Raw genomic sequence first — 15,092 nt, 5'->3', positions numbered from 1 at the left:
GTCGATGATCGCACGCCCGCTTGCGGCTCTTCACAACAGCGCGCTGAAGGCCGCGGCGACCTCAGCGGCCAGGCCGGCGTTCTCGGTGATCAGGCGCTTGTTCACGGCAACAGTTCGCCCGCCCGTGTGCTCGTGCAGGTAGGCAAGCACGAAAGGCGTCACCGCCTGGCCGGACACGCCGCGCTCGGCGGCAGCAGCGACGGCCTTCTCGATCAGCGGCTCCAGGTCGTCGAGGCCCTCGTCGGCCGGCCGGGCGAGGAGAAGCGCCGTGTGCCGGTCAAGGCGCCAGTGGGCCTGGGCGACGCGGGCGGCCTCCTCCACCGTGTCCACTCGCGCACTCACGACCGGACCGCCCCGAGCGGCGTAAAAGAGCGGCAGCTCGTTAGTCCGCCAGCCAAGCGTCGGTATGCCGAGCGTCTCGAGTACCTCTGCGGTGGCCGGAACGTCCAGGATGGATTTGACGCCGGCCGCGACCACCAGCACCTGGGCACGAGCGAGCTCGGCGAGGTCCGCGGAGACGTCCGGGGGGCGCGGAAAGCCGCGATGAACGCCGCCGAGACCGCCGGTGCCCATAAAGCGAATGCCAGTCAGGCGGCAAGCGGCGAGGGTGCCACCGACGGTGGTTGCGCCCAGCGCCCCCTGCACTGCGCAGGCGGCCAGATCGCGCGGTCCCACCTTCCGCGCCTTCTGTCCGGCCAATGCGAAGCGCTCCAGCTCGGCCTTGGCAAGGCCGACGCGGACAGTACCGTCGACCACACCCACGGTGGCCGGGACTGCGCCCGCCGCGCGCACGCGCCGTTCGGACTCGAGCGCCACCTCGGCACCCTCGGGATAGGGGAAGCCGTGCGAGACGAGCGTCGTCTCCAGCGCCACCACAGGGTCAGCGGCGTGCAGAGCCGACTCGACCTCTTCGGTGAGCTTGATGAGCTCGGTCATTGGGTTAGCGCCTTCTTACGACTGCTGCTGACGGTCTGGGCGGGGCGAGGGTCAGGACGTCTCCTTACGCGAACTGCAGCTCAGTGCTGATCGAGATGGCGCTGCCGATGCTAACCGCCACCGGACAGCGGCTGGCGTGAAACTCGTGGGCCCGCAGCGCCGCCTCGCGTTTGTCGCTCGGGCAGCCCTCCAGACGGTAGCGGACGCGGATGCGCTTGATCACCAGCACCTTCTGCTCCAGCACTACGTCGCCCTCAGCGTCCGAGCTGAGCCTGCCCTCCGCCGCGTCGATCCCGCGCGCCTCCAGCGCGCCCCCGAGGGTCCCGGTCAGTCAACCGGCCGCCGCGGCCACAACATAGTCGAGGGTGGTTGCGTGGTCAGGGTAGAGCCCTGTGGCTGTCCCGTAGTGCTCGCGGACCTCGTCGTGAGTGCCGAAGGTGACAGGCTCCGTTTCCGCCGGCAGGAACGCCCGTCGGATCGGGCCTTGGTCCCTGACGATGCGGACTTTCGACAGGTACTTGGGCTGCTCTTCCATGCCGGCAGCTTACAGTTCTTGGCTGGCGGTTGGGCTGCTTGGATCCAGGACTTAGGAGACGGTGGCGGTCTGGTCGATCGCGGCAATCGCGGCAGCGGGCTCCCGCCGCCCGAGGCCGCAGGCGGTCGCCAGGTCGACCCTGCGGCCCAGCCTCTCCTCGATCAGGCCGAGAACCAGGCGCTGGTCGTCGAGGCTCAGGTCCTCATGGATGCAGCCGGCCACAAAGCGGACCGACTCGGGCAAGCGCAGACGACTGAGCGGCGCGTACCAGGCGGCGTCCAGAGTCGGCGGGATGTCGGCGGCGGCGAAGGGTGCATGGATGTACTGCAGCTGCCGTCCCTCCGGCCAGCGCTTGATAATCGCATTCGCCAACTGGACCACCGGACCGACGTCTTTGAGCTTGGTCAGCGACTTGTGGTTCATGTCGCCAAGGCAGAGGTGGATCCCAAAGCGCGATCCCTCCGGCGCCTTCCTGACCATCCTTGCGATGCCGCGCGCCATGTAGCGCGCCACGAGAGGGCGTGCTGGTCGTGGCGTTTGCGCGACAAAGACCAGCTCGGCCGGAACCTCGATCTGGAAGACCACGTCGTCGCCCGCCTCAGCCTCGATGGCATTGATGTCGCGGGCTGTGGCCCCGGCGAAGAGTCTTCGCCGCCTCAGGATCCCAGCCGGTCCGAAGGTGAAGAGAGCCATATCCAGGTCGCCGGGTATGCCGACCTGGAAGGCCAGGGTCTTCAGACCCGCCTTGGCCCGGGCAGCCTGGAATATGGGATAGCTGGAGCGGAATGCGCGCAGATAGCCGAGGTCCAGCTTGTCCGCGGTCAGCTTCCGGCCGCTGCGCACTTTGAACCGCGGTGTCTTGTTGTAGTCGGACCAGTCGCCCTCCTTCGCCACCTCCAGGTCCGGGTGCGAGCGGAAGGACTCGACTATGTGGATGATCCAGTTCTTGCGCTCGCCAGTCTCGCCGTCGGGGAGGGTCTGAAGGCGAGCGCCGAGCCGGGTCAACGCCTCCGACATCGCCTCCTCGGCGCTGGCAGCGGGCACGCTTCCCACGAGCAGCGCGCCGCGGCTCGTGGTAGTGCTCACGGCAGGAGTCTACCGACGCGGCTCAGGACGAGGTCTGCAAACGAACCCCAGCGACTTGTTTGAAATGCTCTGCTCGTCGCAGGAGGGTGCTAGGCTTGCCGCCGCCCCGAGTCCGCTTCGCCCCCTGCTGAAGGTCGCTCCTCAAGAGTGGGTGTCGTTGCGACCCTTGGCCTGCCGAGCACAGCATCTGTTATGACCGCTCAGCTCTTCGCGCATGGCATTCACCTGATGACGCAGGACCATATCTTCACTGGCAAGATCCCCTCTTGCATGAAGCCACATCCCAGTTAGACGGCTCGACGCGAAGCCCCACAGTCCCAGAGCAAAGAAGACGATTACTGCCGCGATGATCTGGCCATCCTGAGTCACTGGTACCGCGTGCTTACCGTAGCCGAGCGTGGCCGCGGTTAGAAAGGCGGCTGTCATTGCGTCCGGAAATGTAGTGATGTTGGTCCCTGGTGCATCATGCTTTACCGACCAAAGCGCCAGTGCTGACACGATCCAAAAGAGCGCAAGCGTGGGCCAGATCAGCCCCGTCTCGCCCCAGTCACGACTCAACAGCATGCGGCGGACCGAGACCCCCACCCTTAGAAATCTGAGGAGCCGCAGGAGTCGGATCGTTCGGAGGCCGGAATGTCAGGTATCGGAATGGCTGTGATCAAATCGAGCCAGTGCGTCCTGAAGTACTTGCCTCGATCGGACGAATCGTAGCACCGCGCACCGAATTCGAGCAGAAAGATTGTAGCTAGACCCACAATGGTGTAACTGGCTGGTCCGGTGGCCGAGTCCTCACGAAACGCCAAGATCACGTAAGGAACGGTGAGAACTCTTATAACCAGGTCCCAGGCGAACTCATGGCGCTGAATGAAGACGGTTAAGCTTCCTCGTCGCCAGAAATTGCTGAAGTGGAGTGCGCTGCCATGGTTTGCGTCATGCCGAACCGCCGCCGAAGCCGCCTGAAGCGGTGAGCAAATCCAGTAGCCCTGTTCACGACCGGCTGACTCGAAGTATATGGCGACGGTCACGCGAAACGAGGGCAGCAAGAGGTACGAGGGTTATGTCCGCAGGCTCTTACTGGACATACTCGTCCCGGCTTGCGTGTGGCTTGGGCACCGATGCAGCGCCGTCCCACCGCCACTGGCGTCTGGGGACACCTGCGCCGCGGCCTCTGCTACGGACGACGCGGTGACATCGTTCGGGTACCAATCCGGAAAGTGCTGGGGTGGCTCCAGCTTGAACGTCCCAGCCAGCATCCCTCTCTTCTCCTCGGTGACGTTCGGATATTCCGGGTTGACTGCATAGAGGCGATCGATGTCCGCGATGGCTTGCGCTCGTTGGCCCTGCAGGAACTTGCAGGCTGCCCGCATGGCAAGGCATTGCTGATGTCGGGGATGTCCAGGTTTCGTTTCTGCAAGTGAGCAGTATCGATGACCGCTCGCGCCTGTGCCACATCGCCCTTGATCGCCCAGGCCATCGCCAGGGCGGAGATCATGGTCGCACGGCTCTCGTCGGTGATTATGGGGATGGTCCGGAAATGGTCAAGTCGCGCGATTGCCTCATCAAGGTGGCCCGCGTGCAGAAGGCTCTTCGTGTAGTTTACCTCGGCTTCCCAGTCAGTGACCTGGTGGAGATAGTCACCGTATGCCTCGCACGCATCCTGCCAACAGTGCTGCGCAAAGAACCATTCGCCGCAGACTTTGAGCGTCCCTTTCCGCTCGGATCTATCAAGATCGCCCGGTGCAGCAAGGGGACCGCCCTATCGCGGGGCAAACACCGCGCGTCGCGGATCAAGCGGCCCGCCTTGAACGCCGGTCTGGTCTAGTGATACCAAGCGCACCCGATTGCACAAATCGCGACCGGGATGAGAATGAGGCCCGCGCTTCCATCCCGAGCCGCCGAAGCCCGCGGCCTCAGGCGCCCGAGGGCGGCGAAGAACCCAGCAGCCACTGCGTCCCAGGTTCCGGTTAGCACTCACCGTATTTCGGCCTCCCCTGGGTGTCGGATCCGCGAGTGCTGCGCGGACCGGTTCGGCTCGACTTCAGCTGTGTGGATCCGGGTGCATCACGGTGCTGGCATCGAGAGGCATTCCGGAGGCGCCCATACTCCAGGCGTCCAAGGAGTTGTCGCCAGAGACCAAGCGGGGTGCCCTGTGCCTGGGAGGCCGGGGGTGGGCGTCGGGGTGGGGGTTGGCGTCGGCGTTGGTGCTGGGGTCACGGTCTGCACTACTGCCGTTGAGGCGCTCGGGAGAAAGCCGGGAGCACCCTGGTAGACAGCGCGGATGGTGTGGCTGCCAGGCGCCAGAGCAGGCGTCGTGAAGGTGGCGTTGCCGGTGGTGTCAAGGGGTGCCGTGCCCAGCGTCGTCGAGCCCTCAGGGAAGGTCACGCTACCCACTGGAGTGGCGGGCGGGATGGCGGCCGACCTGACGGAGGCGGCGAACCTAACAGGCGAGGCCGCTGTTGAAGGGTTGGGGGATGTGGTCAGGGTGGTGGTGGTCGAGCTGCTTGGGGTGGTGCACGTACCAGGAGGGGTCTGAATAATGTTGCTGTCCAACGTAACGGCGCCACTCGGCGTCTTCGCTCCAGCGAGCGCCCGGCCGGGCAAGATGGTGGCTCGAGTGTTCATGGTGATGCTGGTGTTGACCAGCAGGGTGCCGACGAATGAGGTGTCGGTTCCCAGCGTTGCCGAGCTACCGATCTGCCAGAAGACTCCGCAGGGTCCTCCGTTAATGATCGCGACCTTGGAGCTACTCGCGGTGGTAAGCGTGCTCCCGGTCTTGAAGATGAAGACGCCATTGGGGTCGCCCAAACCGTTGAGCGTAAGAGTGCCGGTCAGCTGTGCCGAAGTTGCGAAGCAGTAGACGCCGGGGACCAGCGTCAGGCCGCCCAAGTCGACACCGGTCAACGTCGCCGTGCACGGTGCTCCAAACGCGTCGTCGTAGGCGGTTGATAGATCTCTCTTGGCCCCAACTGCCACCGCATCATCGACGTGCGTTGCCCCGTTCACCTGACCGGGCGGGAACCCTGTCACCGAACTGCCCGGGCTCAGCCCAAGGTCGCCGGTTATAGAGGTGGGGCCGGTGTTGGTCACCGTGCTGGCAGCCAGGACCGCGAAACTAGTGTCGGTGCCTAGGCGGGGTGCTACGGCTGCGATGGCACTGAGCGGCGCCAGGGCGAGAGCCGAGCCAAGGACGAGCGCGCTGCCAAGCATTCCGAGCCATCTGGGTTCCCGAAGCCGGGCGGGTAAGCGCTGGGTGGCGCTCCATCGTCGCATCATTTTCGTCTCCTAGACTCTCCGGTTCAAGCGATGCACGCGTTGCTGATGCCTAGTCCGAGGCGGCTCTAGATGTCCTGCGCAATAAAGGTTGTTGACAGAAGAAGACCCTTCCAGGATCGTGAAGGTCACTTCACCGCGAACCTCGCTGCCAGCATCCCGACCTTAGGCGGTCAGGGCTACGGTCTGGAAGACGGCGCCCTCGGAGAGTCGATGGCACTGGCAGCACCCCTCAATGACCAAACGGACAGTGGCGCCCTTCCTCCCCTGGGCGGAGGATAGCACATACATAGGACGAGTGTCCTAGGCACTAGGCAAATGTCCTGGGTAGACATGCGAGACAGGCTGGGTGGGCGAGCCTCTCCAACTGGCCAGAGGGGGAGACAAACAAGCCGCTCCGTCGTGGTATGGGCCTGACCCGGTTTAACGGACACGGTTGTTAGCCCGAACACGCAGCGGTGTGGGCGGATTCGTAGTCTGCCGGACTGAGGTTGCCAAGCGTCGAATGGCGCCGCTCACGGTTGTAGAAGGCCTCGATGTACTCGAAGACCGCGCTTCTCGCGGCGGCGCGAGTTGGCCAGCTATGGCGGTACAGGAGATCGAGCTTGAGCGTGGAGAAGAAGCTTTCGGCCACGGCGTTGTCCCAGCAGTTGCCTGGCCGGCTCAGGCTGGAGCGGATGCCGTAGCTCTCGAGCACCTCGGTGTATGCCTCGGAGATGTACTGGCAGCCGCGGTCGCTGTGGTGGATCAGGGTGTCGGCAGGGGTGCGCCGGGCCAGGGCCATGTGCAGGGCCCGCAGTGGCAGCTCGGTGCGTAGGTGATCGGCCATCGCCCAGCCCACCACGCGGCGCGAGAAGCAGTCCAGCACAGTAGCCAGGTAGAGCCAGCCCTCCCAGGTGCGGATGTAGGTGATGTCGCCGACCCAGAGTTGGTCTGGATGCGTCGGCGTGAAATCACGCTGCACCAGGTCGGGCAGCATGCTGAAGGGATCTCCGATGGTGGTGCGGCGGTAGCGCTTGGGGGCACGTCCGGCGAGGCCGGCGCCGCGCATCAGCCGCGCCACCCGCTTGCGGCCGTGCCGCTCGCCGCAGATCCGCAGCTCCGCATGCACGCGCGGCGCTCCGTACGTCTGCCGGCTACGCGTATGGATGGCGGCGATGCGTTCGGTGAGCACGAGGTCGGCGCGAGCGCGCGCGGACAGAGGATGGATCGACCAGTGGTAGTAGGCGGTTCTGGAGACCTGGAGCACGCGGCAGAGCGTCCTGACAGCGTGATTGACCTTCTTCACCTCGATGAACCGATAGCGGCTCACCGGGTCTCCTTGGCGAAGAAAGTTGCGGCCTTCTTGAGGATCGAGCGCTCCTCCTCGAGCAGGCGGACCTGGCGCCGCAGTCGCGATAGCTCCTCGCGTTCGGCTGTGCTCAGGCCGATGCGCTTGCCACCGTCCACTTCGGCGCGCTGCACCCATTCGCGGACGGCGGTCTCAGTGAGATCGAGGTCGCGGCTGATCTCCCCGATGCTCTTACCCGAAGAGCGCACCAAAGCGACCACTTCGGCCTTGTACTCGTCGCTGAACTTCCGACGCTCCCGTCGAGCCATCTGGACCTCCTTCGTGGGCTTGTCCCCACATCATGGTGGTCCGTCTTATCGGGTCAGGCCCCAGTGGCTGTTCATCACAGCCGGCATTACGCTCGTCGCGCTGGCGGCATTTATGCTTGCGCTGCCATACGACGGCCAGGTCGGTCCAAGTGTGCGGGCTGCTCTGTTCGGCCGCTTCTTACTCGCCTCGTACGTAGGCTGGCTCGTAACTGTAGGACTCCACACTCTCAAGCTCCACAGGCACGGAGCCGGCAATGCGGACTGTGGCGAAGGGCCCAGCCTAGTAGCGGCGAGCGGTCGTTGGGCCAGTCAGTTGGGCTTGACCTCAAAACCAAAGCGGCCGAAATGGCGTCGAACGCGAATACCGCCTGGGTGCCGACGCGACGCATGACCTCCAAGCTCAGCATGTCGAATCAACGGCATCCCGGACGACAGCCGCGATCGACATCCGCCGCTGCCTCGCGCATTCCCGCAGCCGCTGGGTCTGCTCCACGGTGAGCTGGATCTGCACTCAGACCGCCTTGGACCTGCCCACCGCTTTCTCTCCCTTAACCCTGAGTGCTGTCAGTCCTTGGGCTGGAGAAGACGTGGCCGTCGTGGTGGACGCGGTGTTTGAGCGGTGAGCGGTCGCCGATCCACTGCGCGGGCGGCGAGGCCCAGAATTCCGCAAGCGAATTGATCCGGACGGCGTACCGGCCTCGCTGCTCGCGGAACGCCTCCCAGGCCTCCGCCTCTGGGCGCAGCCGGTAACCGGCGAGCGCGAGCCGCGTTCGGGCCGCTCGGTATTCCTCCAGCTCGACTCCGGGCTCTCGACCGTCGGCCAGGCGGAAGTAGAGGACCATGTCCTCGATGCAGTGACCGCCCACTGAGCGGGCCAGCTTGGCCCAGCCCTTCACGCTTCGGGGCAGGGGAACCTCGTTGCTGCCGGGGCCCCCGCTGCTCTCCTCGATGGTTGTGAGGATCAGGGTCGCCGCGTCCATCACTGCCCCGAGGGATCCGATCCAGGAATCGTTGTCGTGGCTGGAGCGAAAGTAGGCCAGCGAGGGATAGGAGAGCTGCGAGTCCAGCAACTCCGCCGCCCACTCCTGCCAGCGTTCGAAGGACCGGCCAAGGTCCTCGGTGACGCCTGCCAGGGCGTAGGTCTCGAGCAGGTTCACTCCGGAGGGCGGCGCACCAGCTCCCGCCTCGATGGTGACCACCACCACCTCCCTGCGCTGGAAGGCCGCGGTCAGGCTGTAGAGGAAGGTGATTACGAGCGCGAACATTCCCAGCCCGGTGGCTCCGGCGGCGATGGACACCAACCGGGCAGGCGCCTGGATAGGGACGTAGTCGCCAAACCCGATGGTAAACATGGATGTGGCGGCAAAGTAGAGCGAGGTGCCCAGCCCGGAGGGTTGCGGCCTGACTTGGTCCCGAAGCGAGTCCAGGATGAAGGCGTAGCCCAGTAGCAGCAGGACCACCCACATCGCCAGCATCGCCAACACTGAGAAGGGTCCGAAGCTGCCCAGCAGGCTCTCGCGTTTGCTCACGTTGCGGATCCGAAGGGACAGCCAGCGTACGGCCGCCCAGAGGCCACGGACCAGGTAGCGGCTGGCCCTGACCCGTCCCGCGACCGGCCGGGGCATGACCACCGTCTGGAAGACGTCGAGGAGGACGCCCACCACGATCAGGAAGCCGAACAGGCCCTCTACCACGCGAACTGCCATTGCCATCGAGCCATCAAATGTAGCCTCGCGGCGTAGTGGACCCGAGGGTGAAACCGTGGTGGGCCGCCGTGGACTCGAACCACGTACCTCCGCGTTATCAGCACGGCGCTCTACCAGTTGAGCTAGCGGCCCATCGTCTGCTTAGCTTGGCAGGGGCGGAAGGATTCGAACCCTCGGCATTCGGTTTTGGAGACCGACGCTCTGACCAGACTGAGCTACGCCCCTAAAGCCATCCGAAAGTTTACCCAAGGCTCGCCGGCCCCGCCACCGCGGCCGAGGACCGCTATCACGCTCAGTACCATCCCCCAAGTGAGCGGCCAAGAGGCGGCCAATGAGCTGCCGGTTCTGATCGTCGGCGACGTTCACGGCGACCTGGAGCGGCTCTTCAAAGCCCTGCGGCCCTATCCAGACAGCGACTGGCGGACCATCTTTCTGGGCGACCTGGTCGACCGGGGACCGTTCGGCGTCGGCGCACTCCGCTACGCGCGCGACCGGCCCAACTCAGAGCTGCTTTTGGGCAACCATGAAGTCGCGCTGCTCTGGGCCCTTCGGCAGCCAGACATCCGTACCTACTGGTTGGGTTGGGGCGGGCAGCCGCATGACTTGGACGAGCTGGCCAAGGACCAACGGCTGCGGGACTGGCTGCGCGAACGCCCACTGCTGATGAAGCTTGCCGACGGCACGCTCATCCAGCACACTGGAACCGACCGCTACTTCGCACTCGTCGAGGACAGTGGCGCTGAGCCTGTCGCCGAGATCAACCGCTGCGGCCGGATGCTCCTCGAGAACGGGCGCGAGGACCTGCTTTGGGACCTGCTGTCGGGGCCGAACATCCTGGGCCAGGAGTTCCGCTTGGAGAACTGGCTGCGCCGCATGTCGACCACCCGGGTCGTCCACGGCCACGTGCCTCACAGAGGCCGCGAACCGCTTCTCTATCACGGTGGCCGGGCCCTGAACTACGACGGCGGCCTGAGCCGCTACGAGCACAGCGCGGGGCGCCGTGGCGGGGGTCCAGCCGGGGCGACGGTTGCACCTCTCCCTCCGCTTGGCCACCACTAGTTGCCTGTGTCAGTGGATTGGGCCGTAGCTCGGGGCAGGTGCCCCGTCAAGGGCGCCGGTCAGGGGGCCTAGGCGAAGGAAAGGGTGGAACGAGGAGGAGCGGATCTCAAGATCCGTGACGACGGAGGGCCGGGCCCCCTGACGCACGCATCGGCCTCCTGAGCCCCGAGATGCGGCCTAATTGGCTGAGACAGGCAACTAGACTTGGCAGCGGTTATGCAGGCTGGTCTGGCGCAACTGGCACCTCCTGTGCGGGACGGCGGCAAGCCTCTGATCTCCGCCCGGCGCATTGGCAAGCGGGTCCGTCAGTTGGGTGAGCAGGTCTCTCAGCTTTATGCCGATAGCGAGCAACCGCTGGTCCTGGTGGTCGTCCTGAAGGGAGCCACTGTGTTTGCGGCCGACCTGCTGCGCAGCCTCTCCATCCCCGCCGAGCTGGAGTTCGTGCGCGCGTCGAGCTACGGACGCGGCTCCCAGAGCTCGGGCCGCGTCAAGCTCGCCCACATGGTCGACGGACCGCTGACGGGCCGCGACATTCTCCTGGTCGAGGACATAGTCGACTCCGGCCGCACCATCAACGTCATCCGGAAAGAGCTGAAGAGCCACAAACCGGCTTCCCTGCGGCTGGTGGCGCTGCTGGATCGCCCGGCCCGCCGCGAACTGCCGGTGCAGATCGACTTCACAGGCTTCACCATCCCCGACCGCTTCGTCGTCGGCTACGGTCTCGATTACGCAGGCCTCTACCGAGAACTGCCCGGCGTGCACGCGCTCGGCTGATACCGTCCACTGCATGCCGAGGCGACGGCGGATTCTGGTCACCGGCGTGGCGCGCTGGTGGGGCGGCCGGCTGGTCCAGCGCCTGAGCGAACAGCCAGACGTGGCGGAGGTCATCGGCATCGACACCCAGGAGCCCAGCTACGACTTCGGCAGGGGTGAGTTCCTCCGACTTGACATTCGCCATTCGCTGATCGGCAAGCTGGTACGGGCGGTCGGCATTGACACGGTCGTGCACACGGCCACCACTGTCGATTCCTTCAACCCCGACCCCAGAGCTGCCCACGAGACGAACGTGATCGGCACCATGAACCTCCTCGCGGGCTGCTCGGGAGCCGGCAGCCCGGTGCGCCGCTTCGTGCTCAAGTCGTCGGCGCACGTGTACGGCGCCGGTCCCGATTTTCCCATCCCCCTCCGCGAGGACCGGCGCCTGAGTCCAGATTCGGCGCCGACCTTTGTGCAGGACATGATCGAGGTCGAGCAGCAGGCGCAGGACTTCGCGCTGAGCACCGGCAAACTGCAGGTGCTGATCCTCCGATTCGCCAACAGCCTGAACGCGGAGGAGCCGCAGCCGCTGGCCAGGTATCTGAATCTGCCGCTGGTTCCGACAGTGCTCGGTTGTGATCCCAGCCTGCAGCTGATTCACCACGCCGACTGCACAGCGGCGCTGGCCCGAGCAGCAATGAGCGGGCCGGCCGGGGCCTACAACATCGCCCCCGCAATGGCCGTTCCCCTGTCCGAACTGCTCGAGGATGCAGCCAAGCTGCATGCTCCGCTACTGCCGCCGTTGGCCACCGGCCTGACCGCCACTTTGCTGCGCCTGGCCGGCATCACGCTCAGTGATCAGCTCCTGAGCCTGCTCCGCCATGGACGCGTGCTCAGCACCTCGCGGGCAACGCGTCTGCTCAAGTTCCGCCCGGAGCTGGACACGCAATCCGCTTACCGCGAATTCCTGGAACACGCCAGGGTGCTTTCCTTACTGCCCGATCGGCAGCATCACCAGTTCGAGCAGGAGCTGGAGGAGTTTATCCGGTCGCGCGCGCCAAGCCGGCGCCGCGGTTAGGATAAGTCGCCAATATGGAAGCCGTCTCAACCAAGGCCGCCGATGACATCCTGGATCGGATTTTCGCCCCCACGCCGAAGCCCAGCGCTTTGGATCAGGCGGAGGAGACCCTGCGGCACCCGAAGAAGCTCGTCTACGCCGCCATGTCGAATCGCAACTTCTTCTGGCGCCACCACGTGCAGAAATTCATCCTCGACTCAGGGCTGGTGCCGCTCAGCCCCTTCATGCTCTTCGAGTACTACCTGCTCCACACGGTGCCCAAAGCCGCTGTGCGAGAAGCTATGAACAACTTGCTTGCGAGGAGCGACGAAGTGTGGGTGTTCGGAACGCTGTCGCTGGGGGTGAAGGTTCAGATTGGCATCGCCAAGCGTCTCAACAAACCTGTCCGCTATTTTGATATCTCGGAGCTGCCGGTGGCGGTGCTGCCCATCAGCGCCGAGACTGCCGAGGAAGAGCTCAGGGACTGACCGGCCGGGCTGGCTGGCCGGCCGGCAGGGCGCGACCGCCTACCACCCGCCGGTACCAGCGCTCGGGATCTTTGAACTCGTCCGGTCGCGGCATCGTCTCCGGACTCTGCCAGGCCAGGTTGAGTGCGGCCACGCCGTGGCGCTCGACGATCCGTCGGCAGAAGGCCTCCCCCACCTCGTACTGGCGCAGCTTCAGCTCGAGGCCAGTGATGCGCCAGAACAGCTGCTCCAAGGCGCTCCGCTCCCGCGAGCGTTTGGCGTGGGCCTTCTCCAGACGCTCGAAGCTGGGCAGAAGGCGCCTGCCCAGCTCGTTCATGACCAGGTTGCCGTGACCCTCGGCCAGCGTCATGATCGCCTGCAAGCGGCGGATGGCCTCCCATTGCCGCGGGAGGCCCACTGTCAGAGCCCGGAGTCGCTGCCAGCCGACCTGACGGTCGGCCGCCATTTTGAGCACGCGCTCCAGCTCGGTGTTCAAGTGCTTCGCCAGCCAGGGGTTGGTGGCGAACTGCCACGCGTGAGTGAGCTCGTGGAGGATGATCCAGCTGCGCAGCTCCTCCCCCGGGAGGTCTTCCTTGCGCTCGAAGGCGGCGATGTTCGTCTCGACCAGGTACAGCGCCGGCTGCACTGGTTCGCGGCCCAACAGCTGCGGATCGAACTGGCCCAGCACGCGCTTGGCGAGGAAGGCGAGGATGCCGGCTGTGTAGCGATTGATGCCGTACTGGCCCAGGTCATTGAGGTGGGAGCGCTGCAGGGAGAGCGAGCTTTGGAGCGGATCCAAGGCTCGGCGCAGCACTGCCAGATTGAGGCGCAGCCAGGCGGGCCGATCAAGCGCCTGGAAGTGCGGCAGCTGCGTACCCGGCGGCAGGCCGCCTAGGTACTCGAGCAAGGGATCCTCAAGACGAGAGCTCAGCGCCGCGTAATGCGCTTCGAGGCGGTCCAACTCCACTGCGCTCAGGTCGCTGCCCTTCAGCTGGCGCAGACCGAGCGCTTCGATTTCCGACCAATCCAACATCTCGGTCCGACCTGAACGGGGCCTGACCAGCTCGCCCAGGACTGCTGCTGCGACGACCCCTGTCACCGCCGCCGCGGCTGTGCGCCTCTGGCCGGCGTTCATTGTTGAATCACCCAGACCGGTTCTGGGCTGGGGTGGCTAGACGTCAAGGAGGCTGACGTCGATCTCTTTCAGGCCGTCGGGCGGCTGGATGCCATTGGTCTCCAGCTTCTTCAGCAGCGCCAGCACGTAACGAACGCCGGCCAGGTTCACCCCGTGCTTGCGGGTAAGCGTCTGAATGGCCTGCAGCTTCATCAGGTCGCGTTGCGAGTAGCGGCGGCGATTGGTCACTGTCCGCTTGGGCTGGACCATGCCGAGGTGCTCGTACATCATCAGGGTTCGGGGATGGGTCTCCAGGATCTCGGAGGCGACGCTCAGGGTGTAGATCGGCTTGTCCAGGTGGATGTTCGTGGCATCGACAGCCGCCCGCGGAGGATTACCGGGCCGCTCTGTGGTCTCCATCCGGTTCTTTTGCATTCCCTTGTTTTGAAGCCGCCGCTCGACAGGCGCCGTGCGCAGTTCGGCTTCGACTACGGCTAATGCTACCCGTAGGGTTTGTCAGAGTGGCTGGCGGCGCGCCGTCCCCTTGGGAGAAGACCGGTGAGGCCCCAGTTCGTGCTATTAGTGCCGGCCGCCTCACGGCGGTAAGCGTCCGGTTTGCGGAATTCGGCCGATTCGCTGGCGAGAGCGGTTGTCTGAGCCTTGATTGGCGGTCCTAGCCTCATCGTCGCGGGCGCCCAGCGCCTCGGCCTGGGGGCTGAATCCTGTCCAGGTGACGCTGATCCGAATTGAGGCATGAAGCATCCAGAGGCCCCGCTGGTTTTCGCGCTATCTCAACTCCGCTGTCGCCTAGTTTCGGTCGATAGGGCCGACCGATCAGCGGATCGGTCGGCCCCCGGGCCGGGTTAGGAGGTCCGGCGAGACGGACGGAATCCCAACAGCCAAACCAGGCCGACGAGGAGCTGGACCAGTGCCGTCCCCGCCACCGCCACCCCAATGAGGGAGGGGCTTTGCGCCGTGGGCGTCACCGGCCCATGACCGGTGGGGGGCAACGCAGGCGGCGGGGGCGCCGCTGTGAGGGTGACGGTGGCATCCGCGGTGGCGGTGACCGTGGTCCCGAGGTTCGTGCCGTCGACAGTGATGGTGTCGGTCTGAGCGTCCCCAGCCTTGCCGGTGAATGCTCCGGTGAAGGAGCACTGGACGCTCGCCCCTGGTGTCAGGGTGATGCCGATGAGAACCCCACAGGTGCTACCCGGCCTCGTTGCCAGGTCGCCGTAGACGTTGTCGGTCATGCGAGTGATAGTGACCGGTTCAAACTGGCTCGGGTTGGACACCGTGGCGGTGAAAGTGAAGTTTCCGCCCGGCTCGGCCTGGGTCAATGGGCTCGCCACCTTGGTGACAGCTATCTGAGCGGGGGCCGGGGTGAGGGCCACTGTGGCCTGCGCGGTGGCGGTGACCGTTACACCCAGGTTCGTACCGGTGACTGTGATGGTGTCTGTCTGAGAGTCTCCGGCCCTGCCGGTGAACGGTCCGGTGAACGTGCACGGGG

Annotated in this window: 15 protein-coding genes, 2 tRNA genes and 1 pseudogene; 5 read left to right on the top strand and 13 right to left on the bottom strand. The window is 65.4% G+C overall.

The features are described 5' to 3' along the window. Positions 1-30: 30 nt before the first annotated feature. From ACR2MZ_RS08370 to ACR2MZ_RS08350, 5 genes are all read right to left on the bottom strand, one after another. The gene (locus ACR2MZ_RS08370) at positions 31-936 is read right to left on the bottom strand and encodes a pseudouridine-5'-phosphate glycosidase (protein ID WP_434004606.1); all 906 of its coding nucleotides are present in this window, start codon (positions 934-936) and stop codon (positions 31-33) included. 64 nt (positions 937-1,000) lie between these two features. Then, the gene (locus tag ACR2MZ_RS08365) at positions 1,001-1,180 is read right to left on the bottom strand and encodes a hypothetical protein (protein ID WP_434004605.1); all 180 of its coding nucleotides are present in this window, start codon (positions 1,178-1,180) and stop codon (positions 1,001-1,003) included. Positions 1,181-1,267: 87 nt separating this feature from the next. Further along, positions 1,268-1,471: a hypothetical protein gene (locus ACR2MZ_RS08360; RefSeq protein ID WP_434004604.1), complete on the bottom strand. Its 204-nt coding sequence runs from the start codon at positions 1,469-1,471 to the stop codon at positions 1,268-1,270. A 51-nt stretch (positions 1,472-1,522) separates the two neighbouring features. Continuing rightward, positions 1,523-2,557, bottom strand: a complete 1,035-nt coding sequence (locus ACR2MZ_RS08355) for a hypothetical protein (protein WP_434004603.1) — start codon at positions 2,555-2,557, stop codon at positions 1,523-1,525. A gap of 141 nt (positions 2,558-2,698) precedes the next feature. Then, positions 2,699-3,175 carry an ion transporter gene (locus ACR2MZ_RS08350; protein WP_434004635.1) on the bottom strand — a complete coding sequence of 159 codons (477 nt, stop codon included), beginning with the start codon at positions 3,173-3,175 and terminating at the stop codon, positions 2,699-2,701. A gap of 916 nt (positions 3,176-4,091) precedes the next feature. Between ACR2MZ_RS08350 and ACR2MZ_RS08345 the strand changes: the two genes are divergently transcribed. After that, a complete protein-coding gene (locus ACR2MZ_RS08345; RefSeq protein WP_434004602.1) occupies positions 4,092-4,379 on the top strand; it encodes a hypothetical protein in 288 nt (95 codons plus the stop codon). A gap of 239 nt (positions 4,380-4,618) precedes the next feature. Here ACR2MZ_RS08345 and ACR2MZ_RS08340 read toward each other — a convergent pair whose 3' ends face one another. From ACR2MZ_RS08340 to ACR2MZ_RS08320, 5 genes are all read right to left on the bottom strand, one after another. Continuing rightward, on the bottom strand, positions 4,619-5,764 hold the full coding sequence (locus ACR2MZ_RS08340; RefSeq protein WP_434004601.1) for an ice-binding family protein: 1,146 nt from the start codon (positions 5,762-5,764) through the stop codon (positions 4,619-4,621). A gap of 502 nt (positions 5,765-6,266) precedes the next feature. Further along, a protein-coding gene (locus tag ACR2MZ_RS08335; RefSeq protein WP_434004600.1) for an IS3 family transposase occupies positions 6,267-7,426 on the bottom strand; the annotation gives its coding sequence in 2 pieces (ribosomal slippage) (positions 6,267-7,165 and positions 7,165-7,426; 1,161 coding nt in all). Between the two features lie 548 nt (positions 7,427-7,974). Further along, positions 7,975-9,138 (bottom strand): potassium channel family protein, encoded by a 1,164-nt coding sequence (locus ACR2MZ_RS08330; RefSeq protein ID WP_434004599.1) that lies wholly within the window; start codon positions 9,136-9,138, stop codon positions 7,975-7,977. Positions 9,139-9,188: 50 nt separating this feature from the next. Next, a tRNA-Ile gene (locus ACR2MZ_RS08325) sits at positions 9,189-9,264 on the bottom strand. Positions 9,265-9,279: 15 nt separating this feature from the next. After that, positions 9,280-9,357, bottom strand: a tRNA-Trp gene (locus ACR2MZ_RS08320). Positions 9,358-9,441: 84 nt separating this feature from the next. On the opposite strand from ACR2MZ_RS08320, the gene ACR2MZ_RS08315 reads away from it, so the two are divergent. The 4 genes from ACR2MZ_RS08315 (at position 9,442) to ACR2MZ_RS08300 (ending at position 12,492) form a co-directional block, all read left to right on the top strand. After that, positions 9,442-10,191, top strand: a complete 750-nt coding sequence (locus tag ACR2MZ_RS08315; RefSeq protein ID WP_434004598.1) for a metallophosphoesterase — start codon at positions 9,442-9,444, stop codon at positions 10,189-10,191. A gap of 216 nt (positions 10,192-10,407) precedes the next feature. Continuing rightward, positions 10,408-10,965 carry a hypoxanthine phosphoribosyltransferase gene (gene hpt / locus ACR2MZ_RS08310; RefSeq protein ID WP_434004597.1) on the top strand — a complete coding sequence of 186 codons (558 nt, stop codon included), beginning with the start codon at positions 10,408-10,410 and terminating at the stop codon, positions 10,963-10,965. A gap of 13 nt (positions 10,966-10,978) precedes the next feature. Then, positions 10,979-12,025: an NAD-dependent epimerase/dehydratase family protein gene (locus ACR2MZ_RS08305; protein ID WP_434004596.1), complete on the top strand. Its 1,047-nt coding sequence runs from the start codon at positions 10,979-10,981 to the stop codon at positions 12,023-12,025. 14 nt (positions 12,026-12,039) lie between these two features. After that, positions 12,040-12,492, top strand: a complete 453-nt coding sequence (locus ACR2MZ_RS08300) for a DUF7768 domain-containing protein (protein WP_434004595.1) — start codon at positions 12,040-12,042, stop codon at positions 12,490-12,492. On the opposite strand, the gene ACR2MZ_RS08295 is transcribed toward ACR2MZ_RS08300, so the two are convergent. The 3 genes and pseudogenes from ACR2MZ_RS08295 to ACR2MZ_RS08285 all read right to left on the bottom strand — a co-directional run. Beyond that, entirely contained in the window at positions 12,482-13,606 is a 1,125-nt protein-coding gene (locus ACR2MZ_RS08295; RefSeq protein ID WP_434004594.1) for a zinc-dependent metalloprotease, read from the bottom strand. The genes ACR2MZ_RS08300 and ACR2MZ_RS08295 overlap by 11 nt on opposite strands. A 36-nt stretch (positions 13,607-13,642) precedes the next feature. Then, positions 13,643-14,005, bottom strand: a complete 363-nt coding sequence (locus ACR2MZ_RS08290; RefSeq protein ID WP_434004593.1) for a MerR family transcriptional regulator — start codon at positions 14,003-14,005, stop codon at positions 13,643-13,645. A 443-nt stretch (positions 14,006-14,448) separates the two neighbouring features. After that, a pseudogene (locus ACR2MZ_RS08285) lies at positions 14,449-15,092 on the bottom strand (hypothetical protein); the annotation flags it as partial.

The sequence above is a fragment of the Candidatus Dormiibacter sp. genome (genome assembly GCF_050999135.1).
Classification (GTDB): domain Bacteria; phylum Chloroflexota; class Dormibacteria; order Dormibacterales; family Dormibacteraceae; genus Dormiibacter; species Dormiibacter spiritus.
The sequence above is the reverse complement of the archived record's forward strand: the minus strand, read 5'-3'. Positions and strand labels throughout refer to the sequence as shown.